The following is a 25,141-nucleotide window of genomic DNA, read 5'->3' on the forward strand; positions in this document are numbered from 1 at the left end:
CTTCACATAGTCGGCGTGGCCGGGGCAGTCGACGTGCGCGTAGTGACGGTTCTCGGTCTCATACTCCACGTGCGCGGTCGAGATCGTGATCCCGCGAGCCCGCTCTTCCGGCGCGCCGTCGATCTGGTCATAGGCCCGGAATTCGCCGAAATACTTGGTGATCGCCGCCGTCAGCGTCGTCTTGCCGTGGTCAACGTGGCCGATCGTGCCAATGTTGACGTGCGGCTTGTTGCGTTCAAACTTTGCCTTGCCCATTGCGAATTCCGCCCTTGTCCTGATCGGGCCGAAGCCGGGCCCGAGATTACACGGGCGGCGACTTAGCTTGGCGGGGCGGGAAATTCAAGCCTGATTGGCCGCCGGTCGGGGGGCACGCTTTGCCCCGGGGCCCGCGCGCCCTATGTTTCAGGGATCATGCTGGATACCCCGTCCCCCGTCCCCGCCCGCGTCGCCCTGCACACCGAGCCGATGGGCGTCTGGCAAAGCTTCCGCGCGGCCCAGCGCAACGTGCTGGAACTGATCCCCGAAGTCGCGACGCGGGTGCCGATCCTGTCGGGCCGGACCGGCAAGCGCTGGCACATGCTGATGGACCCCGACGGTCTGAAGCAGGTTCTGCGCGACCGTGTCGACGACTATCCGAAGTCCGTGGTCACCAAGCTGATCCTGGAACCCGCCATTGGCGACAGCCTGTTCGTGGCCGAGGGCGCACACTGGATGTGGCAGCGGCGGACGGCCGCGCCGGTCTTCTCGCACCGCAACGTGTCGGCATTGGGTCCCGTGATGACAGCGGCAGCCGAGCGGTCTGCCGCGCGTCTGGACCGCGCAGTCGACCGCGCAGCCGACCTCTTCGACGAGATGGTGACGGCGACATTCGAAGTGATCGCGGACGTCACCTTCTCGGACGGATCAGGCTTCGACCGCGAGTCGGTGCATGACGCCATCGAGCAGTACATCGGGGCAACGGCGAAGGTGTCCCTGCTGGACGTGCTGGGTGCCCCGCCTTGGGTACCCCGCCCCAACCGCCTGTTCACCGGATCGGCAATGCGTCAGACAAAGCGACTGGCCGACCGGGCGATCGAGGCGCGGAAGGCCGAGGGCGCGAAGGCACCGCCAGACCTGCTGGACCTCTTGATGGCCGGGTCCGACCCGGAAAGCGGGCGGCAGATGACGACGGCCGAGTTGCGCGACAACCTTCTGACCTTCATCGTCGCGGGGCACGAAACCACGGCGCTGACCCTTAGCTGGGCGCTGTATCTGTGCGCCTTCGATCCCTCGGTGCAGGCCGCCGCGCGGACCGAGGCGCAGGCAGTGCTGGGCGACCGGGCGGCGACGGTGGCAGACCTGTCTGCCCTGCCTCTGGTGCGCCGGATCGTCGACGAGGCCTTGCGCATGTATCCTCCGGCGGCCTTCCTGTCGCGGACGGCGATGGCCTCCGATACCCTCTGCGGACGCGAAGTCCGTCCCGGCGACACCGTGATCCTGCCGATCTACGCACTGCACCGGCATCGGCTGTTGTGGGAGGATCCAGATGCCTTCCGCCCCGACCGTTTCGCCGATCAAAAGGCCATACCGCGTTTCCAGTATCTGCCCTTCGGCGACGGCCCGCGCATCTGCATCGGCGCGTCTTTCGCCCTGCAGGAGGCGGTTATCGTGCTTGCAACCCTGCTGGCGCGCTTCCGGTTCATGCCCATTCCGGGCAAGGAGCCGAAGCCGGTGATGATCCTGACGCTGCGGCCCCAGGGCGGGGTCTGGCTGAAGGTAGAGCGGGCGTGACGGGTTCGGGCGCTTGTTGAATTGAGCGCGTTCCGCGCCGGTCCTTTGTCTCGCCCCTGCGTGTGAAGAACACGCAGGGCCTCGGCAGTGCCTCCGGCGGGGATATTTGCGAACAGGTGAAGGGCGGGGCGGCCCGTCAGGTAAATCGGTTGTCCCGCGGAAAGCCGCGCGGGGCCATCTTGCCGGCGCTGGCGCGCGCGCCGGTCCATTCCAGAAGGTGGGTCTCGGTCCGGGTGCGCCCTGCCGGGTCCTTCCACGACAGGCCCTCGGCCCTGGTGAAGGTGATCGCGTCCGAGAGACCACCATCCTTGTACTTCTGCAGCCTGACTCCCTTGCCCTTGGCCATCTCCGGCAGTTCGGACAGCGGGAAAACCAACATCTTCCTGTTGTCGCCCACCACAGCAATGGTGTCGCCGACCACGGCCACGCAGACGGCGGTCTTGACCCCGTCGCGAGTGGTCAGAACGGCCTTCCCCGCCTTGGTCTGGGCCAGCAGTTCTTCGGACGGCACGATGAACCCGTCACCCGCAGAGGACGCCAGAAGGTACTTCTGACCCGACCGATAGATCAGCAGGTCGGTGATTCCGGTGTCATTCGGCATGTCCACCATCAGGCGCACCGGCTCACCCATCCCGCGCCCGCCGGGAAGGTTCGCGCCCAGAAGCGTGTAGAACCGGCCGTTCTCGGCCACCAGCAGGATCTTGTCCGTCGTCTCGGCATGAAACGCAAAGCGGGGACCGTCGCCGTCCTTGAACTTCTGTTCCACCGCAAGGTCCACATGGCCCTTCATTGCCCGGATCCAGCCCATCTTCGAGCAGATGACCGTGATCGGCTCGCGGTCGATCATCGCCTCGTAGGGGATGTCCTCGACCTCGGTCGCGTCGGCGAAATGGGTCCGGCGGGCACCCAGAGCCGTGCCTTTGCCGTAAAGCTTGCGGACTTCGTCCAGCTCTTTGGCGATGCGCTTCCACTGGCGGCGCTCGCTGTCCAGAAGGTCGGCCAGGTCAGCGCGTTCCTTCATCAGGGCGTCGCGCTCTGCGTTGAGCTCCATCTCCTCAAGACGCCGCAAGGACCGCAGGCGCATGTTCAGGATAGCTTCGGCCTGGACCTCGTTCAGCTGGCCTTCGCCACCCCGGGCCGGAGGTTTATAGTCCTTTTCCGACATCGCCCGGACGTGCGATTTCGACCAGTCCTCGGCCATCAAGGCGGCCTTGGGGTCGTTGTCATATCGGATAATGTCAATCACACGGTCGAGGTTCAGGTAGGCGATCAACAGGCCTTCCAGCACCTCAAGCCTTGCGTCGATCTTTTCGATGCGGTGCAGGGACCGCCGCCGCAGCACATCGCGGCGGTGGTCGAGGAAGGCGCGCAGCACCTCCTTCAAGGAGCAGACCTTCGGCACCTTGCCGTCGATCAGGACGTTCATGTTCAGCGAGAAGCGGACTTCGAGGTCCGAGTTCCTGAACAGGCTGCCCATCAGCACATCCGGGTCGACGTTCCGGGCGCGCGGTTCCAGAATCAGGCGGATATCCTCGGCAGACTCGTCCCGGACATCGGCCAGCAGGGGAACCTTCTTGATCTGGATAAGCTCGGCCAGCTTTTCGATCAGCTTCGATTTCTGGACCTGGAACGGGATTTCGGTGACGACGATCTGCCAGGTGCCGCGGCCCAGGTCCTCGACTTCCCACTTCGCTCGGGTGCGGAACGCGCCGCGGCCGGTCCTGTAGGCCTCCAGGATCGCATCGCGAGGTTCGACGATCACGCCGCCGGTGGGAAAATCGGGACCGGGGACCAGGGCCACCAGCGCCTCGTCGGTCAGGGCCGGATCGGCCAGCAGCGCCTGGCAGCCGTCGATAAGTTCATCCAGGTTGTGCGGCGGGATGTTCGTGGCCATGCCGACGGCAATGCCCGAGGAGCCGTTGGCCAGCAGGTTCGGAAAGGCGGCGGGCAGGACGACCGGCTCTTCCAGGCGGCCGTCATAGTTCGGGCGGAAGTCGACGGCGGTCTCGTCGATGCCCTCCATCAGCGCCTCGGCGGCGGCGGTCACGCGCGCCTCGGTATACCGACTGGCGGCAGGGTTATCGCCGTCGATGTTGCCGAAGTTGCCCTGCCCGTCGACCAGCGGGTAGCGCATGTTGAAGTCCTGCGCCAAGCGCGCCATCGCGTCATAGATCGCGGAATCGCCGTGAGGGTGGAAATCCCCCATCGTGTCGCCCGCGATCTTGGCCGATTTCAGGAAGCCCCCCGTCGGCGTCAGCCGCAGCCGCCGCATGGCCCAGAGGATTCGGCGATGGACCGGCTTCAGCCCGTCGCGCGCGTCCGGCAGCGCCCGGTGCATGATGGTCGACAGCGCATAGGTCAGATACCGCTCTCCGATCGCGCGGGACAGCGGTTCAGAGGTGGTCAGGCCCTGCGGCCCCTCGATCTTGGGTTCGTCGTCGTCTGCGCTCATGGATGTTGTGTAGGGAAAACCCGGTCACGGGTCCAGATGGCAATCCGTGGAACAGGGAACCAACGTGGCGGTTGTGCATTTTTCTTACACTCCCGCAAACCGGCTGTGCTAAGACCGCAGCCAACGACAGAAACGGATTCATTCATGCTGCGCCTCACTTTGCTTCTTTGTATCGGCATGTTCGCCGCCCTTATGATTGCCGGGGAAGACCGCGGGCAAATGCGCCCCGGACTGGCTGCAGCAGCCGCCCAGAAGGTGCTACCAGAGACGGTCGGTGGCGCCGAATCGCAGCCGATCGCGTCGCGCGCTGCGGCTGAGCCGGTGGCCGAACTGGCCGCCGTGGCCCCGTTGGACGACGAGCCCGCACCTGTCTTGGCCGCCCTAGAACCCGCAACCGCCCCCGATGTCGAACCCGCCGCCTATGTCGAACCGGAACGCAAGCTGGTGACGGCCATCGAAGAACCCGTGTTCTCGCTGTCCTCCGTCGGCAACGAAACCTCACCGTCCGCCCCCGAAGCGCCCCAGCCCGAAGTCGCCGCCGGGGGCGAGGGCACGATCTGGTACGTCAACGCCAGCTCGGTGAACGTGCGGGCCGAGCCGTCGACCCAGGCCGAAGTGGTGGGCAAGCTGGCCTCGGGCGAGGCGGCTTTGATGGTGCAGGCGGTCGACAGCGACTGGGCCCGCATCGTGATCCAGGGCGACGGGGTGGAAGGCTTTGTCGCGATGCGCTACCTCAGCGCCGAGGCTCCGTGACGGGCCGCGCGCCCCGGAGCCACTGATGACCCAACGTTCGATCCTGATCACCGGCTGCTCCTCTGGCATCGGGCTTGACGCTGCGCGGGGCCTGAAGGCGCGCGGCTGGCGGGTCTTCGCGACCTGCCGGCAGGAAGCCGATTGTGACCGGCTAAGGACCGAGGGACTGGAAAGCTTCCACCTGGATTACGCCGACGAGGCCAGCATCGAGGCGGCGGTGTCGGAAGCATTGGGCCGCACCGGGGGCACACTTGATGCGCTGTACAACAATGGCGCCTTCGCCTGCCCCGGCGCGGTCGAGGACCTGCCACGTGGCGCCCTGCGCGAAATCTTCGAGACGAACCTTTTCGGCTACCACGACCTTACGCGCCGGGTGATCCCGGCAATGCGGGCGCAAGGGCACGGGCGGATCGTCAACTGCTCTTCGGTTCTTGGCCTGGTCGGTGCCAAATGGCGCGGAGCTTACGTCGCCACCAAGTTCGCGATGGAGGGGCTGACCGATGTCCTGCGGATCGAGATGCGGGGAACGGGCATCGACATCATCCTGATCGAACCCGGCCCCATCGCCACCAAGATCCGCGCCAATGCGGTGCCGCATTTCGAAAGGTGGGTGGACTGGGAAAACTCGGCCCGGCGTGATCAGTATGTCGCCTTGCGGGGGCGGCTCTACGACCAGAAGATCAAGAAGGACGTCTTCGAGCTTGGTCCCGAGGCGGTCACCGTCAAACTGATTCATGCGGTCGAGGCCAAGCGCCCGAAAGCGCGATATTATGTGACAACGCCGACCTATCTGATGGGGGCCTTGCGTCGGGTGTTGCCGACCCGGGCGTTGGACTGGCTGATCGCCAAGGGCTAAGGGCAAGAATTTTAAGTAAAATTCTTGACAAATTTCTTCCTCAAGAGATTTGGCTTCGCTTTTGGCATCGGCGCGCCTAGATGAGGCTCAAAGGGAGTGCAGCCATGTTTTCCGACCCACTTGTCATCTTTGCAGCCATTGCCTGCCTTCTGGTGCTGGCAATCCTTCTGTTCGGAATCGGCACCTTCGCCAAGGGCGGCGAGTTCAACAAGCGCAACGCCAACAAGATCATGCGCTGGCGGCTCGGGGTGCAGTTCGTCGCCGTGGTGGTCATCGCCGGCTTCGCATGGCTGCGGTCGAAAGGGTAAATCATGGTCGTCCTGTCGAAAATCTACACCAAGACCGGGGATGCCGGGGAAACCGCTCTGGGCAACGGCGCACGGGTGGCCAAGCACTCGGTGCGGGTCAGCGCCTATGGCACGGTGGATGAGACGAACGCCACCGTCGGCCTCGCCCGGCTGCACGCGACCGGCGAAATGGCCGACGCCCTGAAGCGCATCTCGAACGACCTGTTCGACCTCGGGGCCGATCTCTGCACGCCTGATCGACACCTTGACCCGACGCTCAGCTACACGCCGCTGCGCATGATCGAGGGCCAGGTCGCGCGGCTGGAACGCGAGATCGACGCGATGAACGAGAAGCTGACACCCTTGCGCAGCTTCATCCTTCCCGGTGGCTCGGTGCTTGCCGCACAGCTCCACCTCTGCCGCACTGTCTGCCGCCGGGCCGAGCGTCTGGTGGTGGAAACCGCGACGATGGAGGACGTGAATCCCGACGCCGTTCGCTACTTGAACCGCCTGTCGGACTGGTTCTTCGTCGCCGGCCGCATCGCCAACAACGATGGCAAGGACGACGTGCTCTGGGTCCCCGGCCTGACGCGCTGACCAGGCAGACTTACCCAACCATGCCCGTCGTGAACTCCTCGCGGTCCTCAACGACGAGTGCACGAAGTGCTCGAGGAGTTTGCCCCCACCTCACCTGATCGCCCCCCACGATCAAAACGCGGCGTCGCGTCGCGCCAACCTGTCGTATTTGCTCTGTTGCGACGTTCCCTGATCCGGTAACAGGCGGGCGAGAGCTTGTGCGCCCTTGCGGCGCGTCGGATGAGGAGTGCGGCCATGAAGGTTCTGGTCCCGGTCAAGCGGGTGATCGACTACAACGTGAAGGTGCGGGTAAAGGCGGATGGGTCGGGGGTCGACCTGGCCAACGTCAAGATGTCGATGAACCCCTTCGACGAGATTGCCGTCGAAGAGGCGATCCGGCTGAAGGAAAAGGGCATCGCGACCGAGGTCGTCGTCGTCTCCATCGGCGTCAAGCAGTCCCAGGAAACGCTGCGCAACGCGCTGGCGATGGGCGCGGACCGGGCGATCCTGATCGAGGCGACCGACAACGTCCATGTGGACATCGAGCCCTTGGCCGTGGCCAAACTGCTGGCCGCCGTGGTCAAGGAAGAGGCTCCGGGCCTGGTCCTCTGCGGCAAGCAGGCCATCGACAACGACATGAACGCGACCGGGCAGATGCTGGCCGCCCTTCTGGGCTGGAGCCAAGCGACCTTCGCCTCGGAAGTCGCGATCGAGGGCGACAGCGCAAAGGTCACGCGGGAAGTCGACGGCGGTCTGCAGACGATCACCGTCAAGATGCCGACGATCATCACCGTCGACCTGCGCCTGAACGAGCCGCGCTATGCCTCGCTGCCAAACATCATGAAGGCCAAGGCCAAGCCGCTGGCCGCGAAGACGCCCGCCGACTACGGCGTCGACGTCGCGCCCCGGCTGTCCGTCGTGAAGACCGTGGAACCGGCGGGCCGCAAGGCGGGCGTCAAGGTCGGCTCGGTGGCCGAACTCATTGCGAAACTCAAAGACGAAGCGGGGGTGCTGTAAGATGGCCGTTCTTCTTCTTGCCGATGTTGTTGACGGAAAACTGGCGACTGACCAGGTCGCCAAGACCCTGACGGCGGTGAAATCGCTGGGCCCGGTGACGGTGCTGGTCGCGGGCACGGGTGGCGACGCCGCCGCGGCCGAAGCGGCGACGCTGGACGGCGTCAGCAAAGTGTTGTTCGCCGACGATCACGCCTATTGCCACGGCATGTCCGAACCCACCGCCGCCCTCGTGGTGTCGCTTGCCGGGGATTACGAGCATATCGTTGCCGCCTCGGGTGCTTTGTCCAAGTCGGTCCTGCCGCGCGTGGCGGCTCTGCTCGACGTGATGGTGATTTCCGAGGTGCTGGCAGTGCATGACACCGCGACCTTCGACCGGCCGATCTATGCCGGGAACGCGATCCAGACGGTCAAGACCTCGGATGCGAAGAAGGTGATGACCATCCGCACCGCGACCTTCGATGCGGCGGGCAAGGGCGGTTCGGCTGCGGTCGAGAAAGTCTCGGCCTCGGTCGATGGCGGGATGTCGGCCTGGGTCGAGGACAGGGTTGCGTCGTCGGACCGGCCGGAACTGACTTCGGCGGGCATCGTCGTCTCGGGTGGCCGCGGCGTCGGCTCGCAGGCCGACTTCGCGCTGATCGAGAAGCTGGCGGACAAGCTGAACGCCGCTGTCGGCGCGTCGCGCGCGGCGGTCGATTCGGGTTATGCGCCGAACGACTGGCAGGTCGGCCAGACCGGCAAGGTCGTGGCGCCGGATCTGTATGTGGCCGTCGGCATCTCGGGCGCGATCCAGCACCTTGCCGGGATGAAGGATTCGAAGGTCATCGTCGCGATCAACAAGGACGAAGAGGCGCCGATCTTCCAGGTCGCCGACTATGGCCTTGTCGCAGACCTGTTCACCGCGGTTCCCGAACTGATCGAAAAACTCTAAGGCAAGGTGGGCGGTATCGCCCACCCTACGCCTGCGCCAGGGGCCGCCTTCGGGTGGCCCTTTTCACATCAGCCGCTGCAGCGCCGGAACCAGTCGGTCCGCCACTTCGACATGCACCGCCGCACCGGGCAGGCAGGCGGCCTGGGCGGCCTCGGTCTCGGGGTAGGTCATGTCGAGGGGCTGCAGCGCCCGTGCGCGGGGGCTGGGCGTGGCGACAACCAGACCCGACACCTGGGGCATGAGCGCGTCAAGCAGCGGCTGGTCGATGAATGGCGGCGCGGGGTCCAGGGTTTCGGCCCGGTCAGGCGGCGGACCCTCGGCAAGCCACAACAGCAGTCGGCGGTCCGGCAACCGCGCCAGCAAAAGACGCATCCGGTCGAGCCAGGTCTGCTTCAATCCTGCCACCAGCCTGTCGTAGGCCGACGCATCGCTCCGCTCCAGCACCTGCATCAGGTGGCGGGTAAAGTGGATGTCGGTGAAATCGACCCGGGGGAACAGGTCGCGCAACGCAGGCGTTGCGGCCAGGAACCTGTCGTTCCGGCGGTGATGGACGCTGTAGTACGCGTTCGTCATCGCCTCGGCCCCGGTCACCTGCACGACAGCCACCCGGGCGCGGGCTGCGATGTCCAGCGCGGCGGAGTCCTGCAAGTAGAAGTCGGGCCCCGCGTTCAGGGCACCAAGATTGGCGACCGGGCATCCCAGCGCCTGTTCGACCAGGGTCGCATAGGGCCGTGTCACGTATTTGCCAAAGGTGGCCGACCCGCCCAGCATCGCGAAATAGGGACGCGACAGGTCCCGCTGCGGCCCCCGGAACACGGCTTTCGACGCGCCATAATGGCACGGAAAGTAATCCAGCCCCCCCGCTTCCGCCGGAATCGACATCATCCCACCACCCGATTGCAATCTACCCGCCGCAAAGCCTGCCCGATGGTGGTTGCCGAATGGCTAAAATCGGGCGCATCGCTAAAGGTCTAGGCATTTCCCCCCGCCTTGCGCGGGCGATACCCACGGGGCATAAGCGAAGGCGTCAGACGAGAGGTGCAGGCGATGGAGATCAAGCTGGTGGGCGTCGTGGGCGCCGGGCAGATGGGCAACGGGATCGCCCATGTCTTCGCCCTGTCGGGCTATGACGTTCTGATGACCGACATCTCGGAAGAGGGTCTGGCGAAAGCGCTGGCGACCATCGAGCGGAACATCGAACGCCAGGTGTCGCGCGGGAAGGTCCTGGCTGCCGACAAGCGCGCGGCGATGGAGCGGATCAAGACCACGCTGAAGCTGTCGGACCTTGGACAGTGCGACCTGATCATCGAGGCCGCGACCGAACGCGAGACGGTCAAGCAGGCGATCTTCGAGGACCTGCTGCCGCACCTGAAGCCGACGACGATCCTGACCTCGAACACCTCGTCGATTTCGATCACCCGGCTTGCTTCCCGCACCGACCGGCCGGAAAAGTTCATGGGCTTCCACTTCATGAACCCCGTCCCGGTCATGCAACTGGTCGAACTGATCCGCGGCATCGCGACCGATCAGGAGACCTGGGAAAGCCTGCACGAGGTGGTGCGCAAGCTGGGCAAGACCGCCTCAAGCTCCGAGGACTTCCCGGCCTTCATCGTCAACCGCATCCTGATGCCGATGATCAACGAGGCGGTCTATACGCTGTACGAAGGCGTCGGCTCGGTGAAGTCGATCGACGAGTCGCTGAAACTGGGCGCCAATCACCCGATGGGGCCGCTGGAACTGGCGGATTTCATCGGGCTGGATACCTGCCTCTCGATCATGAACGTGCTGCACGAGGGGCTGGCGGATACCAAATACCGGCCCTGCCCGTTGCTGACCAAGTATGTCGAGGCCGGGTGGCTAGGGCGGAAGACTCAGCGGGGGTTCTACGATTACCGGGGCGAGGTGCCGGTGCCGACAAGGTGAGAGAACTACTTTAAGTTGAGCTTGTCAGGAACGAGGCTCGGAACCCGGGACTTTCCGTTGTAGTTGAATACTGACCATCTAAAAGCATCGCGCCTCATCTCCAGAACGAGGTCATTTTGTGCTTTTGCGAGTGCCAAGAACTCTGGCGCAAGTGGTGGGCTCGAAGGCGTCAAGGCAGCGTTCGCTTCTTCATATTTCTGAAAGAGCACGCCCGAAGCTACTGCGACCGACTGGTCAGCGTAGAACAGAAGACTTGGAACGCGCTCCATCGCAGGACGAAGAGTCGCCATGAACTCCTCATCCTCAAGTCCCTTGTACGTGTCCTGAAGCGGTGGCAGAGCCTTCAGAAACTCCATGTAGTACTGGCGCTTCTCAGCTAATATTCGTTCAGATTCGGCATAAAAGCGGCCGATGATGAATCCCAAACTTGCGATGATCAGACTTCCAATAAACGCAAGAGCCGTAACCACTGAACCCTCCAAGCCGTCAAGCTAGACGTCTTCTGCTTGCACCGCCTACTTCCCCAACCCCAGCGTATGCTCCCGCAACCAAGCCAGGAACCCCCTCGGGTTCCCCTCCCACTTCTTCAACTCCTCTGCCGGGATCGGTTCCCCGATCACCGGGCGGGTCGGCTTGAACAGACACCGCTTGATCTCATACAGCAGCAACCCCTGCCGGACCGTGTCCGACACCTGGTTGGCGATCTGGAACAGGCGGGAGTTCTGGCCGGGGAAGTAGATCGGCAGGATCGTCGCGCCCGAGGATTTGACGATCTTGTGGGTGAAGACGTTCCACTCACCCTCGACCGCCTCACCCCACCAGCCGGGGCTCATCGCGACCTTCCCCGCGGGGAAGAGAATGATGACACCCCCGGCCTTCAGGTGCGCCATCGTCTCGTCGCGCATCTGCAGGCCGAGCTCACGCGCGTTGTCCTCGTGCGGGAAGGGGACGGGGATCATGAACTCCGCGACCTCGGGGATGCCGGTCAGCAGCGAGCGGGTCAGGATCCGGAAGTCGGACCGGACACGGTTGACCAACTCGGCAAGGACCATGCCGTCCACGAGGCCCGAGGGGTGGTTCGAGACGACGACCAGCGGCCCGGTCGCCGGGATGCGGGCGATCTCTTCGGCCGGAGTGTCGATGCGGATACCCATGTGGCGGATCGCCTTGGGCCAGAACGGCGCGCCGTGGGGGGCGCCGGATTTTTCAAAGCTGCGGATCAGGCGCAGAAGCTGGACCTTTGCGGTCAGCCATTCGATCACCCGGATCGAGCCAGCCTTCCACGGATTCTTGAACGTGCCTGCATAGGACAGCCGCCGCATGTCATACTGGCGGTCAGCCCGACCGGCCGCAGACGTCGGCGTCTCGGTGGCGATCTGGCTGTGGTCTGTCACTAAAAGGTGTTCCCCGGCAGATGCCCGGAACGAGTCAGGGCATCCGTCTCAATAATCCTCTCCGAAGCGGGCCGCAACAAGGGCCTCCAGAGCATCGGCGAGTTTCTCCGCATCATCCCCGCTGGTCGTGACGTCAATCGTGGTCCCGCGTGAGGCGCCCAGCATCAGAAGGCCCATGATGGAATCTCCCGAAACCTCCATCCCGTCCTTCGTCACGGTGGCACGGGCCTCGTGCGCCTCGACCACTTCGACGAACTTGGCGCTGGCGCGGGCATGCAAGCCCTTTTCGTTGACGATTCGAAAGCTGCGGCTGGTCATTGCTGTTCCTCAGGCCCCACCGCCGAGGTCGAGGCTGTTGATATACTTGCGCCCCGCGTCCAGTGCGGCCGCCACGGCCTCAGAAACACCCAGATCGCGCGACTTGGCAAGCTTGATCAGCATCGGCAGGTTCGCACCGTAAAGGATGCGACGTCCAGACGTGGCACAGGCGGGCAGCGACAGGTTCGAGGGCGATCCGCCGAACATGTCGGTCACCAGCACCACGCCATGCCCGGTATCGACGGCATCGGCGGCATCGCAGATTTCCGCCTGCTTGGCGTTGCGGTCGTGGTCGTCCTCGATCGCGATGGCGCGGACCCCGTCCTGACGACCGACGACATGCTCGACCGCAAGGAGATATTCCCGCGCGAGACCGCCATGTGCCACGATCACGATACCGATCAAGCGCCTGCCACCTTCATTGCCTGGGGCTCATGGACCGCAGCCTTGCGTTCCAGCTCCCGGTGCCGTTTTGACACCGGCCAGCCCGCCTCTGCAAGCGCCTTACCGACCAATTCGGCCATCGCGACCGACCTGTGTTGCCCTCCGGTACAGCCAAAGCCGATGGCGAGATGGGCCTTGCCCTCGTCCAGATGGGCCGGAAGCAGAAAGACCAGAAGATCGCTCACCTTCTGGAAGAATTCCGCAAAGCGCGGGTCGGCGCGGACGAAGGCTTCGACCGCCGGATCGCGGCCATCCAGCGGGCGCAGGGCGGGCTGCCAGTGGGGATTCGCCAGGAACCTGCAGTCGAAGATCATGTCAACGCCGCGCGGCGTTCCCCGCTTGTAGCTGAAGGACTGAACCGAAACCGACAGCCGCCCCGACGGTGTAATGTCGAAGATCGCAGCCAGTTCGGCCTTGAGGTCGTGCTGCGTGAGGTCCGTCGTGTCGATCAGGTGATCGGCCCGGACCCGGATCGGGGCCAGCAGGTCGATCTCGCGCTCGATGCCTTGCGCTGGGGTCTCGTTCGGGGCCAGCGGATGACGGCGGCGCGTTTCGGAATAGCGCTGGATCAGGACACCGGGCGCGCAATCCAGGTACAGGACCTCCAGGTCGACCCGGGGATCGCGCGTCAGGCTGTCGATCAGCTCGATCAGTGCCGTCGCGTTGAAGTCGCGGTTGCGGACGTCCAGGCCCAGCACGATGGGCCGGTCCAGCGGCGCGCCTTCGACCAGACGGGGGACCAGCGACAGGGGGATGTTGTCGATCCCCTCATACCCCAGATCCTCCAGCACGCGGATTGCGGTCGTCCGCCCGGCGCCCGAGGGGCCGGTGACGAAGACAAGACGGTGATCGGTCGCGGTATCGGGTGTCATCTGTTGTCCGGCGCAGTCATGCCTGCCGTCCGTGGCGAAGATAGAGCATCAGCGCGTCGGGAAAATGGTCATTCTGCGGGTGCAGCACAAGGGAAAGCGGAATTCCCAGTATCGTGACCGTGCGCGGGGCGGGCAGCCGTTCGGTCGCGGGCTGTCCCAGGTCGATGGCCAGGGTCAACGGCGCACTCTCGACCGACGGCGCGCGCAGGATCCCAAGGCCCCGCGACTCGACCAGGCCTTGCAGCGCGGGGTTCGGGCAGCTTGCCTGCAGCACACCGTCTTGCGCGGTAACTCGGGTGCGGTCATCGGACACCAGCTTGGCCCCCAGCGCGACCAGCCGGATCGCCAGAGCCGACTTTCCGGCCCCCGAAGGACCAAGGATCAGAAGCCCGCGCCCATCGACGGCGACAGAGCTTGCATGCAGGATGTCCGGGATCACACCGGCAGGCCGACGACGAACCGCGCACCCAGCGGTTCCGATGTCGGATCGGCGGCTGTGGGCCGGATGTTCTCGGCCCAGATCACCCCGCCATGCGCCTCGACGATCTGCTTGGAAATCGCCAGACCCAGGCCGGAGTGTTGGCCGAATTCGGCTTGCGGACGTTCCGAATAGAACCGCTTGAACACCTTGGTCAGCGCCTGTTCCGGGATGCCTGGGCCGGTATCCTCGACCACGATCAGCACCCGGTTTTCACGGCGGCGCGCCCAGACGCGGACCGCATCGCCGTCTTCGCAGAAGGAAATCGCGTTGGTCACCAGGTTCACGAAGACCTGTGCCAGCCGCGCCTCAAGCCCGTGGATGGCAATCGGGTCGGACGGCAGGTCGATGATGAAGTCCACCCCCTTCTCGCCCGCCTGCTGGCTTAGGTATTGGCAGAGGTTGGACAGCGTCTTGAGAAGGTTGAACTCTTCCTCGTCCTCCTTCACCAGCTCTGAATCCAGCCGCGAGGCGTTGGAGATGTCGCTGACCAGCCGGTCCAGACGCCGCACGTCATGCTCGATCACATCCAGAAGCTTGTCGCGGTGTTCATCCTTCTTGACGAACCGCAAGGACCCGACAGCCGACCGAAGGGACGCCAGCGGGTTCTTGATCTCGTGCGCCACGTCCGCCGCGAACTGTTCGTTGGCATCGATCCGGTCATACAGCGCCGACACCATCCCCCGCATCGCGACCGACAGACGTCCGATCTCGTCGGGACGGGCGGCAAGGTCGGGGATGCGGACCCGGCTTGGGGCCACCCGGCGCGAGTCGCGGTCGCGGCCCACTTCCGCCGCAGCCGCCAGGTCCGAGAGCGGGTTCGAGATGGTCGAGGCCAGCATCAGGCTAAGACTGATCGACAGGACCACAGCCAGCACGAACATCTGCAGGATCTGCTCGCGCTCATAGCGCACCAGACGGTCGATCTCCTGACTGTTCGAGGTGACGGCAACCACGCCAACCAGGTCCCCGCCGATGCTGATCGGGGTGGCGACGGTGAAATAGTTGCTGCCCTCGCTGTTGCGGGTGACGCGGGTCACCACGTCGCCGCCACGCGCGCCCTCGAAGGCGGCGCGTGCATTGTCGGCGGGGTCTATCGTCTCGGTCCAGTCGGCCTGGCCCTGGCGGAAGAGCACCGTGACCAGGTTCCAGACGCCCTCCAGGAAATCGGTCAGGATCGTCGGCTGGTCCGGGTCGGTGACCAGCGTCCCGGTCCCCTGCCCCACCCGTGACGCCAGAAGCGCACCCGTCGGGTCAAAGACGAAGACCTCCAGCACCGGGTCCAGTTCGATGTCCTGCAAGGGCGTGCGGAAGTCAAAGCCGGTATTGCCCGACCGCAGATGCGCCTCGTAGACCGCCGAGATCAGTTCGGCCTGGCGCACCATGCCCAGTTGCCGCTGCAAGGCCAGACTGTCACGGAAAGGGTTCATGAAAAGAACGCCCACAGCCAGCAGGACCAGCGCCATCAGGTTGAAGACGATGATCTTCCGCGCCAGGGGAGAGCGGTTCAGCCCGACGATGCTGCGGCCGCCGCGGCCTTCCTTCAGCCGCTCGACAGTGGCATCAGGCGATACCCAGTCCTCGCCCAAGAGAACGTCGCCCGACCTTTTCGGTCGGACGTCATCGGGGGCAATCCTGGGGGCCGAGGACATGGCGGCGGCTGTTATTCTTCGTTGTAGCGGTAGCCGATGCCGTACAGCGTCTCGATCGCCGAGAAGGTATCGTCGACCGAGCGCATCTTCTTGCGCAGGCGTTTGATGTGACTGTCGATGGTGCGGTCGTCGACATAGACCTGATCGTCATAGGCCACGTCCATCAGCTGATCGCGCGACTTGACGAAGCCGGGACGCTGGGCCAGCGCCTGCAACAGCAGGAACTCGGTCACGGTCAGCGCAACTTCCTTGCCTTTCCAGGTCACGGAATGGCGCAGCGGGTCCATCCGAAGGGCGCCCCGCTCCATCATCCGGGTTTCCTCGGTGGCAGCAGCCTCGCCCGTATTGATCGCCTCTTGCCGACGCAGAAGCGCACGGATGCGTTCGACCAGAAGGCGCTGGCTGAAGGGCTTCTTGACGTAGTCGTCCGCCCCCATCCGCAGGCCCAGAACCTCGTCGATCTCGTCATCCTTCGAGGTCAGGAAGATCACCGGGATCGAGGTTTTCTGCCGCATGCGCTGCAGCAGATCCATCCCGTCCATCCTGGGCATCTTTATATCCAGGACCGCCATGTCCGGCATCCGGCGACTGAACGCCTCGAACGCGGATTGGCCGTCGTTGTAGGTTTCCACCTCGAAGCCTTCGGCTTCTAGGGTCATGGCGACCGAGGTCAGGATGTTCCTGTCATCGTCGACAAGGGCGATGCGCGACATCTTCGAGCCTCCCTTAACTGCTGCTGCCTGTTATTTATTTTGCCCGATTTTCGGGACTTGCATCGGGATAATCAACAGAAAAGCGAATCACCTGTGAAACAATGCGGCCAAGGGTGACAATTTAGCCAATCATACCAACAATTCCCCACCCCGTCCGGCGCCGGTTCGCCGATGGTGGCGCTAACGGGGAAATGATTGCGCTAACTGTTTGAAATCACGCTATTCTCGTGCAAAAATCCCGTGCTATAGGCCGAGTGTGACCTGTCCTTGCACGGGCCTGTCACGGCATTCATTGGCCCGGATGCCGACCCTTCGGAACCGCCGCGCCAGATTTGCGGCAACGGGAGCTTGCAGGATGATCCAAGGACGCGTGAACCCCAATCAGACGTTGGAGATGCAGGGCATCACGGGTGTCGCGGTCGCCCACTACAACTATGCCGAGTCCTTGCTGGTCGAGGCGGCGGTTTTGCGGGGTGAGGGTCGTCTGGGTCGCGGGGGGGCGTTCCTTTGCACGACGGGCCAGTTCACCGGACGCTCGCCAAAGGATAAATTCGTTGTCCGCACCGCCGCTACGGAAGACACGATCTGGTGGGAAAACAACTCCGCCATGTCGCCCGAGGCCTACGCCCGCCTCAAGGCCGACATGCTGGCCCACCTCCAGGGGGCCGAGCTTTTCGTCCAGGACCTTTACGCCGGGGCCGACCCGATCCACCGGCTTGACGTCCGCGTGGTTACCGAGCTTGCCTGGCACGGCCTTTTCATCCGCCACCTCCTGCGCCGCCCGGACCGGGCCGAGCTGGACAGCTTCACCCCCGATTGGACGATCATCAACTGCCCGTCCTTCAAGGCCGACCCGGCCCGTCACGGCTGCCGGACCGAAACCGCAATCGTCCTGAACTTTGACGAAAAGACCGTGCTGATTGCCAACACTGCCTATGCCGGGGAAAACAAGAAGGCCGTCTTCACCGTCCTGAACTACCTTTTGCCCGCCAAGGGCGTGATGGCGATGCACTGCTCGGCCAACCACGCGCTTGGAAATCCCGTTGATGCAGCCGTGTTCTTCGGCCTTTCGGGCACCGGCAAGACCACGCTTTCCGCCAGCCCAGATCGCACGCTGATCGGCGATGACGAACACGGCTGGTCCGACCGCGGCATCTTCAACTTCGAGGGCGGCTGCTACGCCAAGACCATTGATCTCTCGCCCGAGCATGAGCCCGAGATCTATGCCACAACGCACCGCTTCGGCACCGTGGTGGAGAACATGGTCTTCGACCCCGAGACACTGGAATTGGACTTTTCCAACCGCAGCCTCACCGAAAACACCCGCTGCGCCTATCCTTTGGAAGCCATTTCGAACGCCAGCGCCACTGGCCTTGGCGGCCATCCCCGCCATGTCGTCATGCTGACCTGCGATGCGTTCGGGGTCCTGCCCCCCATCGCGCGCCTTTCCCCGGCGCAGGCGATGTATCATTTTCTCTCTGGCTTCACCTCCAAGGCTGCCGGGACCGAACGTGGCATAACCGAGCCGCAGCCGACCTTCTCGACCTGCTTCGGCGCGCCGTTCATGCCACGCCGCCCGGAAGTCTACGGCAAGCTTCTGCAAGCCAAGATCGCCAAGCACGGCGCCTCTTGCTGGCTGGTGAACACCGGCTGGACCGGCGGCGCCTACGGCACCGGCAAGCGGATGCCGATCAAGGCCACCCGCGCGCTTCTGGCCGCAGCACTGGACGGCACGTTGAACGGGGTAGAGTTCCGCAAGGACCCGAACTTCGGCTTCGAAGTGCCGATAGAGGTCGAGGGCGTGGCGCATGCCCTTCTTGATCCGCGCCGCACCTGGGTCGATCCGAACGCCTATGACGCCCAGGCGGCAAAGCTTGTGGCGATGTTCCAGAAGAACTTCGCGCAGTATGTGCCCTTCATCGACGCCGACGTGAAGGCCGCCGCAATCGGCTAGCCGGGGACACGGTTTGCCTCTGCTGGTTCCAGTTCAAGAACCGGTGCCAGCGGAGCCAGCCCTGCTCTCAACCCAGACCGTTCCCACAACCCCTTCGCCGCCTGCCCCGTTCCCGACCAGGGCGGCGCTGCTTCTTGGCACTGGCCTTGGCGGCTTTGTCGACGGGATTGTCCTGCACCAGATCCTGCAATGGGACCACAGCGCCTCATCGGCTGGGGTCCCCGTCGACACCGTCGAGGGGCTGAAACTGAACACCTTTCTTGACGGCCTCTTTCATGTTGCCACCTGGATCATGACCGTCGCCGGCATCGCGCTGGTCTGGCGCGGCGCAAGGCGCGGGGTGCGAAGTGTCCGGGGCAAGCTTGTCGGCGGCGTGCTGATGGGCTTTGGGCTGTTCAATCTGGTGGAAGGGCTGGTCAACCACCAGCTTCTGGGCCTGCATCATGTGAAGGAAACCGCCCCGCCCGATCGGTGGCTCGCCTGGGATCCGCGCCTCCTTGCATCGGGCCTGCTGCTTCTTGGCCTTGGCTGCGTGATCAGCCGAAAAGCGCCTGCCTGACCATGTTCAGTCCGGTTATGACCAGAAGGCCCTGGGTCCAGCGGCGGAAGCGGGCCTGGTCCAGCCGGTCTTGCACGGCATAGCCCAGGTAAAGCCCGACCAGCGCCGGCACGCACAACGCGGCCGAAAATCCCAGGCTTTGCGGATTTGCAATCCCGGTCCCCAAATGCGACGCCAGCAGCGCCACCGCTCCGATCAGGAAGACTACCCCCTGCGCCCGGACCATCGTCACCTTGTCCGCACCGGTCGACAGCAGCAGCACCAGCAAGGGCGGCCCCCAGATGCCGGAAACTCCACCGTAGAGCCCTCCGATCACCCCCAGCCCCCACTCTGCCCGGTCGCGATGGTGAAGCTTGATCGCCAGACTGCGCCCCATCAGTTGCATGGCCGCAAAGGCGGTGATCGGGACGCCCAGCATCAGAAGATAGGCCACGCGCGGGATCACATCCGCAAAAGGGGCCGAGACCGCGATGCAGATCACCGTTGCAATCAGGAACCTGCGGTAGGTCCGCGCTGTCTGGACCGCCGCCGCCATGCCCTGCCGGAAAGCCTGGCTCAGGTTCGTCACCAGCGTCGGCAGGATCAGGCCCGCCAGCGCCAGGTCCTGCGGCAGGAAGACCGCAAAGGCCGAGACCAGGATCATCGGCATGGCAAAGCCCACCGCGCCCTTCACGAAGCCCGCAAACAGCGTCACTGCCAGCGCCGCGACGAAAGCGTTGCCGGAAAGCCCAGCCAAGACCAGATCGAACATGACTTGCCCTTTCCGCACCCTTGTGGCGCAATCAAAGGCCAGGCGAAAGGCGCTGACGGGTGAAAATCGAATGTTGCGCGGATTGATCCTTGTTGTCTGGCTTGCCGCGCCCCTGCGGGCTGACCCTGCGCCGCCCGTGATCGGCCCCTCGGTCGCCGCGCTGAAAGTCGGCGTCTTCTGCGCTCTGCAGGAGATGAACCAGCGCCCCGCCCCCGGCACCCTGTCGGGCTGGATCCACGTCCCCGAGGGCGAGATCGACTTCCACTGGCCCGACGCCCGCGGCGTCCCCGCCCAGATCGGCCTGGCCTTCGGCGTCAAGTCCCGCATGGCCGCCGGGGTCTTTGCCTCGGGCGAAATGCGCGTCTACCGGCCCGGAAGCACCACCCCCGAAACCTGGAACTCCACCTTTACCGACCTCTCAGACCAGTTCGGCTTCTTCCGCTTCGACCGCGAGGACGAGCTGATCACCGGCACCTGGCGATTCGAGGCCTGGGCGGGCGAAACCCGGCTTTACACAGTCGACTTCGAGGTCGTCCCCACAGCAGCCCTGCCCCAGATCGCCCAGGCCTGCGGGGCGATCTCTTAAAATCGGCTGCGACATTTTCATTCGCACCAATGATCCGGGTTGAAATCTTGTTGCTCTGCGGATGCGAAGACGCTACCTCTTCGCAGGTGCAGAATCTCGCCGGAGCCGACCCATGCCTGACGGACAAGTCATGACCCAGACCCCGATCCTTGCCGACCTTCAGGTCCTGACCGCAGCCGCCCTTCCCGAGGTCGAGGCGCTGTTCGCCACGGCGCGCGACGGGCTCAAGGCGCAGGTCTCGACCAGCGGAAAGGTGTCGAACCAGGCGCTTGAGGCGCGGCAGTACCAGGCGCATGCCCTGGCCTGGCTTGCCACCTATGTCGAGGCGCTGCGCCAGCTTGACGCCTGGGCCGTGCGGCTGAAGACCGCCGGGCAGTTCGGCGAGATGGAAGCGCTGATCCTTCAAATTGGCTTCGGCGAATACCTGACCCAGATCGCCGGCGGCATCCCGATGAGCCAGACCGAATTCGTCCGTCTCACCGACCTCGGCCTGAGCTGGACCCCTGGCGCGGCGGCCACAAGGCTGATGACGCAGGGCAACTCGCCCGAGGCGCGGCACGCCCTTGTCGCCCGGATGCGCGACAACCACGGGCGGGCGACTTTTGGCGCGACCGGCCTTGACGAAGAGCTGGAGATGATCCGCGACCAGTTCCGCCGTTATGCCGACGAAAAGGTCATTCCGCGTGCCCACGACTGGCACTTGAAGGACGAGTTGATCCCGATGGAGGTGATCACCGAGCTTGCCGAGATGGGCGTCTTCGGCCTGACCATCCCGGAAGCCTATGGCGGCTTCGGGCTGTCCAAGGCGTCGATGGTCGTCGTCTCGGAAGAACTCTCGCGCGGCTATATCGGCGTTGGCTCGCTTGGCACCCGGTCCGAGATCGCCGCCGAGCTGATCCTTTGCGGCGGGACGGAAGAGCAGAAGGCGAAATGGCTGCCCGGCCTTGCCAGCGGGGAAATCCTGCCGACCGCCGTCTTCACCGAGCCGAACACCGGGTCCGACCTCGGGTCGCTGCGCACCCGGGCGAAAAAGGACGGCGACGACTGGATCATCACCGGCAACAAGACCTGGATCACCCACGCCGCCCGGACCCATGTGATGACCGTGCTGGCGCGGTCGGTCGAAGGCACCTCCGACTATCGCGGCCTGTCGATGTTCCTGGCCGAAAAGACCCCCGGCACCGACGAGACGCCCTTCGTCGACCCTGGCCTGTCCGGCGGCGAGATCGAGGTCCTCGGCTATCGTGGCATGAAGGAATACACCGTCAACTTCGACGACTTCGCGGTAAAGGGCGAGAACCTTCTGGGCGGCGTCGAGGGGCAAGGCTTCAAGCAGTTGATGCAGACCTTCGAATCCGCCCGCATCCAGACCGGCGCGCGGGCCATCGGCGTCGCGCAGTCGGCGCTGGAAACCGGGATGCAATATGCCGAGGACCGCAAGCAGTTCGGCCGCTCGCTGATCGAGTTCCCCCGCATCGAATCGAAGCTGGCGATGATGGCGGTGGAAATCATGATCGCCCGGCAGCTGACCTACTTCTCGGCCTGGCAGAAGGACCACGACAAGCGCTGCGACCTGGAAGCAGGGATGGCCAAGCTTCTTGGCGCCCGCGTCGCCTGGGCCTCGGCCGACAACGCGCTGCAGATTCACGGCGGCAACGGCTTTGCGCTGGAATACCGGATCAGCCGCATCCTGTGCGACGCGCGCATCCTGAACATCTTCGAGGGTGCCGCCGAGATCCAGGCCCAGGTGATCGCGCGACGCTTGCTGGAGTGACCGCTTGATTTGCTGGATGGCCGCCCTAATCCTGTAAGCAGGGCAAGGGAGAGTCTGGCATGGAAACGGTGCTTCTGACCGGGGTCTCCGGCTTCATCGCCAAGCACATCGCTTTGAAGCTTCTGAACGCGGGCTACGCGGTCCGCGGCACCTTGCGCCGCATGGACCGCGCGGATGAGGTCCGCGCCGCGCTTGCCCCCTATCTGACCGAACAGGCTGGCACCTTGACCTTCGTCCAGGCCGACCTCGAATCCGACGCAGGCTGGGCTGACGCGATGGTCGGTGTCTCGGCCCTGGTCCACAGCGCCTCGCCCTTTCCCATCGCCCAGCCGAAGGACCCCGCAACGGTGATCCGCCCCGCCGTCGAAGGCACCGAGCGCGTGTTGAAGGCCGCCGCAGCCGCAGGGGTGACGCGCGTGGTCCTGACCTCGTCGACCGTGGCGGTGATCAACGAAAGCAAGCAGGACACGCTTCTGGACGAGGCCGACTGGTGCGATGTCCACCTGCCGACGACCACGCCCTATGCCAAGTCGAAAACCCTTGCCGAACGCGCGGCGTGGGAGATCGCCAAGGCCCGTGGGCTGAAGCTTACCACGATCAACCCCGGCCTCGTGCTGGGGCCGCCGCTGGATGAACACTACGGTTCCTCCCTGGGCCTCGTGGAACGTTTCCTGAAGGGCAAGGACCCGATGCTGCCGCCCTTGGGCTTCCCGATCGTCGATGTCCGCGACGTGGCCGAGATGCATCTCCGCGCACTTCAGCGCCCCGAGACCGAGGGGCGACGTTATATTGCCTCGTCGGGGTCGATGGCCTTTGTCGACATGGGCCGCACCCTCAAGGCCGCCTACCCGACCCGCCGCATCCCGACGCGCGAGGCACCCAAGGCCATCGTGAGGTTCCTGTCCCTGTTCGACCCGCAGATCAAGTCGATCCTGCCCAAGCTTGGCCACCTGGAACGCGTCTCGAACGCCCGCGCGGTCAAGGAGATGGAGATGGAGTTCATCGCACCCAAGGCGGCGCTTCTGGCTGCCGCCGACTGGCTGGTCAGGCACGGCAGGATCTGGGCCTAGGCGACCACGCCCCCCCGCGACGGACGCTGCACCCCAAGTCGGGGATGCAGCCGCCCGGCAATCGACCAGGACGCAATCAGCCCCACCCCGGCGGCAATGAAGATCCCCGGCAGCGGCGCCACCCACAGCACCAGCCAGGCCGCCCCCGGCGTCACGATCGACGACACGTCGCGGAAGCTGGAATAGACCGCCGACATCTCGGTCCTCTCGCTGGGCTTGACCGACATCAGGAAGGGCAGCCCCCCCACGACGTCCAGCGTCACCAGAAAGATCGAGGCCGCCATGATCAGCGCCACGCTGGCCCAGGGCAGGAAGGACAGAAGACCCGCCGACAGGAACAGCACCCCGCAGGCCCCGAACGCAAAGCGCACCGACCGGCGCACCGACAGACGCCGGGCCAGCCGGTTCAGGGCGGGCGCGGCAAAGAGCGAGGCGTTGGTGATCGACAGGGCGATGCCGCCGACCTTGTCGCCAAGGCCCGCCTCGATGCAGAAGATCGGCAGGTAGACGACATAGACCCACCAGCCGCAGGACCGCATCACCGCGAACATCCAGCCCGCGATCAGCCGGGGCTGGGTGAAGAACCGGCCCAGATAGCCCAGCGGGTTCACTGCCGGCCGCTTGGCACGGGCGATCTGCTTGCCGTTGCCCAGCCGCAGGACCCAGAAGCTGACCATCAGGATCAGGGCAAAGACCCCCGACGCAATGAAGGGCAGCGCGTGCCACTGGTGGTAAAGCCAAACCCCCGCCATCGGCCCGATCGCCCATGGCGCCGCGGCATAGACCATCTGCGTCGACTGGCTGCGGCCCAGGTTCGCCCGGTCCACGTAATCCAGCACATAGGCGTTCAGGCAGACGAAGATCGTCACCGTCGCCATCGCGTTGCAGATCAGCGCCATCGGCACCGACCAGACCGTCCCGATGGCTCCCAGCGCATTGCCGACCAGATAGAGGCCGACGCCCCCGGTATAGGTCCAGCGCCGGGGGATCAGCCGGGCGGCCCAGGGCACCATCAGCCCCCAGACCAGCGCCACGATCCCCGAGATGAAGAACGCCACCGACGTCGCCTGCGCATCCCCCAGCGCGTCATAGACCACCAGCGGCATGGTCGAGATCAGCATGCCCCGGATCGAGGCATCCAGCCCGGACAGCAGCGCGAAATGCTCGATCCGGGGGGTGGGGCTGTGTCGCAGCGCCAGCGGAATGTAACGGTTGGCCATTGCGTCACTTGGACGGCGGGTCCCTGGTTCCGTCTGTCACAAAGCCGACATCAGTCGTCGTTTCGGGCTGGCCGCCCCAAGAGGTCGACCAACCGCGACCGCGCTTCGGGCAACGGTCGGTCGTGCAGCACCGGCCGCAGTTCGCGGTCCAGGAAGAAGCCGGTCAGTCGCAGCCCCATAAGCACCGCTTCAAGAGCAAGTGGGCCGTCTCTGTCCAGCCCCTCGGGCAAGGGGATCAGGCGGTCGGCCCAGTCTCCCGCGCCTTTCGCTGTCACCGCCCGCCCGGTTTTCGGGCTGACATAGGCCAGCCCCTTTGTCGCCCCGGTGACCGCACAGGCCGACAGATCCAGCCCGAAGCCAAGCTCTTCCAGCAAGCACAGTTCCCACCGCACATAAGCCGCTGTCCAGCCGGTGTCCCCCAGCACATCCATCAGCGCCAGCGTCTTGCGCCACAGCGCCGGATGCGGCTCGCGCTCGGGCAGCGCCTCATGAAGAAGCGCGCAAACCGACATGAGCCCCGCCAAGGCCAGCCGGTCCGCCAGAAGATGCGCGCGGGATTTCACCGGCTCGACCGTGAAGCTGCCGATGTGGTCGTCCAGCCGCGCCCGCCAGTCCAGCGTCAGACTGGTGCCAGGCTGCAATGCCGCTGCCATCTTGCGCGAGGCCCCACCCCGCACCACACCCATGTGCCGCCCATGTGAACCCGTCAGGACCTCGACAATCGCCGAGGTCTCGCCATGCGGTCGCATGGATAGAAGGATACCTTCGTCGCGCCATTCCATGCGCCGGACTAT

Annotated in this window: 27 protein-coding genes and 1 pseudogene; 13 read left to right on the forward strand and 15 right to left on the reverse strand. The window is 64.9% G+C overall.

The features are described 5' to 3' along the window. A partial coding sequence (locus Q8M85_RS20015) for a GTP-binding protein (RefSeq protein ID WP_305547914.1) occupies positions 1–255 on the reverse strand: 255 nt, incomplete at its 3' end. A 156-nt stretch (positions 256–411) separates the two neighbouring features. Here Q8M85_RS20015 and Q8M85_RS20020 point away from each other — a divergent pair. After that, on the forward strand, positions 412–1,770 hold the full coding sequence (locus Q8M85_RS20020) for a cytochrome P450 (RefSeq protein WP_305547917.1): 1,359 nt from the start codon (positions 412–414) through the stop codon (positions 1,768–1,770). A gap of 136 nt (positions 1,771–1,906) precedes the next feature. On the opposite strand, the gene parC is transcribed toward Q8M85_RS20020, so the two are convergent. Continuing rightward, positions 1,907–4,222 (reverse strand): DNA topoisomerase IV subunit A, encoded by a 2,316-nt coding sequence (parC, locus tag Q8M85_RS20025; RefSeq protein WP_305547920.1) that lies wholly within the window; start codon positions 4,220–4,222, stop codon positions 1,907–1,909. 144 nt (positions 4,223–4,366) lie between these two features. On the opposite strand from parC, the gene Q8M85_RS20030 reads away from it, so the two are divergent. From Q8M85_RS20030 to Q8M85_RS20055, 6 genes are all read left to right on the forward strand, one after another. Then, on the forward strand, positions 4,367–4,975 hold the full coding sequence (locus Q8M85_RS20030) for an SH3 domain-containing protein (protein ID WP_305547922.1): 609 nt from the start codon (positions 4,367–4,369) through the stop codon (positions 4,973–4,975). Positions 4,976–5,000: 25 nt separating this feature from the next. Then, positions 5,001–5,831, forward strand: coding sequence for an SDR family NAD(P)-dependent oxidoreductase (locus tag Q8M85_RS20035; RefSeq protein WP_305547924.1), 831 nt, complete (start codon positions 5,001–5,003; stop codon positions 5,829–5,831). A 104-nt stretch (positions 5,832–5,935) separates the two neighbouring features. Then, positions 5,936–6,139 (forward strand): twin transmembrane helix small protein, encoded by a 204-nt coding sequence (locus Q8M85_RS20040; protein WP_305547926.1) that lies wholly within the window; start codon positions 5,936–5,938, stop codon positions 6,137–6,139. A gap of 3 nt (positions 6,140–6,142) precedes the next feature. After that, complete coding sequence (locus Q8M85_RS20045; protein WP_305547928.1) at positions 6,143–6,715, forward strand: cob(I)yrinic acid a,c-diamide adenosyltransferase; 573 nt, start codon at positions 6,143–6,145, stop codon at positions 6,713–6,715. A gap of 234 nt (positions 6,716–6,949) precedes the next feature. Beyond that, a complete protein-coding gene (locus tag Q8M85_RS20050) occupies positions 6,950–7,711 on the forward strand; it encodes an electron transfer flavoprotein subunit beta/FixA family protein (protein ID WP_305547930.1) in 762 nt (253 codons plus the stop codon). A gap of 1 nt (position 7,712) precedes the next feature. Further along, the gene (locus Q8M85_RS20055; RefSeq protein ID WP_305547932.1) at positions 7,713–8,639 is read left to right on the forward strand and encodes an electron transfer flavoprotein subunit alpha/FixB family protein; all 927 of its coding nucleotides are present in this window, start codon (positions 7,713–7,715) and stop codon (positions 8,637–8,639) included. 63 nt (positions 8,640–8,702) lie between these two features. On the opposite strand, the gene Q8M85_RS20060 is transcribed toward Q8M85_RS20055, so the two are convergent. Then, a complete protein-coding gene (locus Q8M85_RS20060; RefSeq protein WP_305547934.1) occupies positions 8,703–9,521 on the reverse strand; it encodes a DUF6473 family protein in 819 nt (272 codons plus the stop codon). A 165-nt stretch (positions 9,522–9,686) separates the two neighbouring features. On the opposite strand from Q8M85_RS20060, the gene Q8M85_RS20065 reads away from it, so the two are divergent. Then, positions 9,687–10,562, forward strand: a complete 876-nt coding sequence (locus Q8M85_RS20065) for a 3-hydroxybutyryl-CoA dehydrogenase (RefSeq protein WP_305547936.1) — start codon at positions 9,687–9,689, stop codon at positions 10,560–10,562. 5 nt (positions 10,563–10,567) lie between these two features. On the opposite strand, the gene Q8M85_RS20070 is transcribed toward Q8M85_RS20065, so the two are convergent. The 9 genes and pseudogenes from Q8M85_RS20070 to Q8M85_RS20110 form a co-directional block, all read right to left on the reverse strand. Beyond that, positions 10,568–11,032 (reverse strand): hypothetical protein, encoded by a 465-nt coding sequence (locus Q8M85_RS20070; RefSeq protein ID WP_305547938.1) that lies wholly within the window; start codon positions 11,030–11,032, stop codon positions 10,568–10,570. Positions 11,033–11,077: 45 nt separating this feature from the next. Beyond that, positions 11,078–11,956, reverse strand: coding sequence for a lysophospholipid acyltransferase family protein (locus Q8M85_RS20075; RefSeq protein ID WP_305547939.1), 879 nt, complete (start codon positions 11,954–11,956; stop codon positions 11,078–11,080). 48 nt (positions 11,957–12,004) lie between these two features. Further along, positions 12,005–12,274: an HPr family phosphocarrier protein gene (locus Q8M85_RS20080; RefSeq protein WP_305547940.1), complete on the reverse strand. Its 270-nt coding sequence runs from the start codon at positions 12,272–12,274 to the stop codon at positions 12,005–12,007. A gap of 9 nt (positions 12,275–12,283) precedes the next feature. Further along, positions 12,284–12,679 (reverse strand): PTS sugar transporter subunit IIA, encoded by a 396-nt coding sequence (locus Q8M85_RS20085; protein WP_305547943.1) that lies wholly within the window; start codon positions 12,677–12,679, stop codon positions 12,284–12,286. Then, entirely contained in the window at positions 12,676–13,590 is a 915-nt protein-coding gene (gene rapZ / locus Q8M85_RS20090) for an RNase adapter RapZ (protein WP_305547945.1), read from the reverse strand. The genes Q8M85_RS20085 and rapZ overlap by 4 nt, the downstream gene beginning before the upstream one ends. 16 nt (positions 13,591–13,606) lie before the next feature. Further along, positions 13,607–13,975, reverse strand: coding sequence for an HPr kinase/phosphorylase (locus Q8M85_RS20095; RefSeq protein ID WP_305548191.1), 369 nt, complete (start codon positions 13,973–13,975; stop codon positions 13,607–13,609). Positions 13,976–13,984: 9 nt separating this feature from the next. Next, positions 13,985–14,050, reverse strand: a pseudogene (locus Q8M85_RS20100) (hypothetical protein); the annotation flags it as partial. Beyond that, positions 14,026–15,720 (reverse strand): sensor histidine kinase, encoded by a 1,695-nt coding sequence (locus Q8M85_RS20105; RefSeq protein ID WP_305547946.1) that lies wholly within the window; start codon positions 15,718–15,720, stop codon positions 14,026–14,028. The pseudogene Q8M85_RS20100 and the gene Q8M85_RS20105, both read right to left, overlap by 25 nt. Positions 15,721–15,731: 11 nt before the next feature. Beyond that, on the reverse strand, positions 15,732–16,433 hold the full coding sequence (locus Q8M85_RS20110; RefSeq protein ID WP_137111551.1) for a response regulator transcription factor: 702 nt from the start codon (positions 16,431–16,433) through the stop codon (positions 15,732–15,734). Between the two features lie 355 nt (positions 16,434–16,788). On the opposite strand from Q8M85_RS20110, the gene Q8M85_RS20115 reads away from it, so the two are divergent. Beyond that, entirely contained in the window at positions 16,789–18,387 is a 1,599-nt protein-coding gene (locus Q8M85_RS20115) for a phosphoenolpyruvate carboxykinase (protein ID WP_305547950.1), read from the forward strand. Between the two features lie 43 nt (positions 18,388–18,430). Beyond that, complete coding sequence (locus tag Q8M85_RS20120) at positions 18,431–18,946, forward strand: DUF2243 domain-containing protein (RefSeq protein ID WP_305547952.1); 516 nt, start codon at positions 18,431–18,433, stop codon at positions 18,944–18,946. On the opposite strand, the gene Q8M85_RS20125 is transcribed toward Q8M85_RS20120, so the two are convergent. After that, positions 18,924–19,697, reverse strand: coding sequence for a sulfite exporter TauE/SafE family protein (locus Q8M85_RS20125; RefSeq protein ID WP_305547954.1), 774 nt, complete (start codon positions 19,695–19,697; stop codon positions 18,924–18,926). The genes Q8M85_RS20120 and Q8M85_RS20125 overlap by 23 nt on opposite strands. Before the next feature lie 70 nt (positions 19,698–19,767). Between Q8M85_RS20125 and Q8M85_RS20130 the strand changes: the two genes are divergently transcribed. From Q8M85_RS20130 to Q8M85_RS20140, 3 genes are all read left to right on the forward strand, one after another. Beyond that, positions 19,768–20,283 carry a DUF3859 domain-containing protein gene (locus Q8M85_RS20130; protein WP_305547956.1) on the forward strand — a complete coding sequence of 172 codons (516 nt, stop codon included), beginning with the start codon at positions 19,768–19,770 and terminating at the stop codon, positions 20,281–20,283. Positions 20,284–20,395: 112 nt separating this feature from the next. Continuing rightward, positions 20,396–22,057, forward strand: a complete 1,662-nt coding sequence (locus Q8M85_RS20135; RefSeq protein ID WP_305547958.1) for an acyl-CoA dehydrogenase family protein — start codon at positions 20,396–20,398, stop codon at positions 22,055–22,057. 59 nt (positions 22,058–22,116) lie between these two features. Continuing rightward, a complete protein-coding gene (locus Q8M85_RS20140; RefSeq protein WP_305547959.1) occupies positions 22,117–23,127 on the forward strand; it encodes an aldehyde reductase in 1,011 nt (336 codons plus the stop codon). Here the strand turns inward: Q8M85_RS20140 and Q8M85_RS20145 are convergent. Both Q8M85_RS20145 and recO read right to left on the reverse strand, forming a co-directional pair. Further along, positions 23,124–24,347 carry an MFS transporter gene (locus Q8M85_RS20145; RefSeq protein ID WP_305547960.1) on the reverse strand — a complete coding sequence of 408 codons (1,224 nt, stop codon included), beginning with the start codon at positions 24,345–24,347 and terminating at the stop codon, positions 23,124–23,126. The two genes, Q8M85_RS20140 and Q8M85_RS20145, sit on opposite strands and share 4 nt — an antisense overlap. Positions 24,348–24,397: 50 nt before the next feature. Next, positions 24,398–25,129: a DNA repair protein RecO gene (gene recO, locus Q8M85_RS20150; protein WP_305547961.1), complete on the reverse strand. Its 732-nt coding sequence runs from the start codon at positions 25,127–25,129 to the stop codon at positions 24,398–24,400. Between the last annotated feature and the right edge of the window lie 12 nt (positions 25,130–25,141).

Origin of the sequence: Tabrizicola sp. (assembly GCF_030694085.1) — a bacterium.
Classification (GTDB): domain Bacteria; phylum Pseudomonadota; class Alphaproteobacteria; order Rhodobacterales; family Rhodobacteraceae; genus Tabrizicola.

Excerpts from the sequence above, each read along its gene's own strand:
- Q8M85_RS20065 (WP_305547936.1), top strand. The coding sequence starts at position 9,687 with ATGGAGATCAAGCTGGTGGGCGTCGTGGGCGCCGGGCAGATGGGCAAC.
- rapZ (WP_305547945.1), bottom strand. The coding sequence starts at position 13,590 with ATGACACCCGATACCGCGACCGATCACCGTCTTGTCTTCGTCACCGGC.
- Q8M85_RS20080 (WP_305547940.1), bottom strand. The coding sequence starts at position 12,274 with ATGACCAGCCGCAGCTTTCGAATCGTCAACGAAAAGGGCTTGCATGCC.
- recO (WP_305547961.1), bottom strand. The coding sequence starts at position 25,129 with ATGGAATGGCGCGACGAAGGTATCCTTCTATCCATGCGACCGCATGGC.
- Q8M85_RS20125 (WP_305547954.1), bottom strand. The coding sequence starts at position 19,697 with ATGTTCGATCTGGTCTTGGCTGGGCTTTCCGGCAACGCTTTCGTCGCG.
- Q8M85_RS20055 (WP_305547932.1), top strand. The coding sequence starts at position 7,713 with ATGGCCGTTCTTCTTCTTGCCGATGTTGTTGACGGAAAACTGGCGACT.
- Q8M85_RS20035 (WP_305547924.1), top strand. The coding sequence starts at position 5,001 with ATGACCCAACGTTCGATCCTGATCACCGGCTGCTCCTCTGGCATCGGG.
- Q8M85_RS20050 (WP_305547930.1), top strand. The coding sequence starts at position 6,950 with ATGAAGGTTCTGGTCCCGGTCAAGCGGGTGATCGACTACAACGTGAAG.
- Q8M85_RS20130 (WP_305547956.1), top strand. The coding sequence starts at position 19,768 with ATGTTGCGCGGATTGATCCTTGTTGTCTGGCTTGCCGCGCCCCTGCGG.
- Q8M85_RS20020 (WP_305547917.1), top strand. The coding sequence starts at position 412 with ATGCTGGATACCCCGTCCCCCGTCCCCGCCCGCGTCGCCCTGCACACC.
- Q8M85_RS20115 (WP_305547950.1), top strand. The coding sequence starts at position 16,789 with ATGATCCAAGGACGCGTGAACCCCAATCAGACGTTGGAGATGCAGGGC.
- Q8M85_RS20045 (WP_305547928.1), top strand. The coding sequence starts at position 6,143 with ATGGTCGTCCTGTCGAAAATCTACACCAAGACCGGGGATGCCGGGGAA.
- Q8M85_RS20105 (WP_305547946.1), bottom strand. The coding sequence starts at position 15,720 with ATGTCCTCGGCCCCCAGGATTGCCCCCGATGACGTCCGACCGAAAAGG.
- Q8M85_RS20040 (WP_305547926.1), top strand. The coding sequence starts at position 5,936 with ATGTTTTCCGACCCACTTGTCATCTTTGCAGCCATTGCCTGCCTTCTG.
- Q8M85_RS20145 (WP_305547960.1), bottom strand. The coding sequence starts at position 24,347 with ATGGCCAACCGTTACATTCCGCTGGCGCTGCGACACAGCCCCACCCCC.
- Q8M85_RS20140 (WP_305547959.1), top strand. The coding sequence starts at position 22,117 with ATGGAAACGGTGCTTCTGACCGGGGTCTCCGGCTTCATCGCCAAGCAC.
- Q8M85_RS20110 (WP_137111551.1), bottom strand. The coding sequence starts at position 16,433 with ATGTCGCGCATCGCCCTTGTCGACGATGACAGGAACATCCTGACCTCG.
- Q8M85_RS20060 (WP_305547934.1), bottom strand. The coding sequence starts at position 9,521 with ATGTCGATTCCGGCGGAAGCGGGGGGGCTGGATTACTTTCCGTGCCAT.
- Q8M85_RS20135 (WP_305547958.1), top strand. The coding sequence starts at position 20,396 with ATGCCTGACGGACAAGTCATGACCCAGACCCCGATCCTTGCCGACCTT.
- parC (WP_305547920.1), bottom strand. The coding sequence starts at position 4,222 with ATGAGCGCAGACGACGACGAACCCAAGATCGAGGGGCCGCAGGGCCTG.
- Q8M85_RS20030 (WP_305547922.1), top strand. The coding sequence starts at position 4,367 with ATGCTGCGCCTCACTTTGCTTCTTTGTATCGGCATGTTCGCCGCCCTT.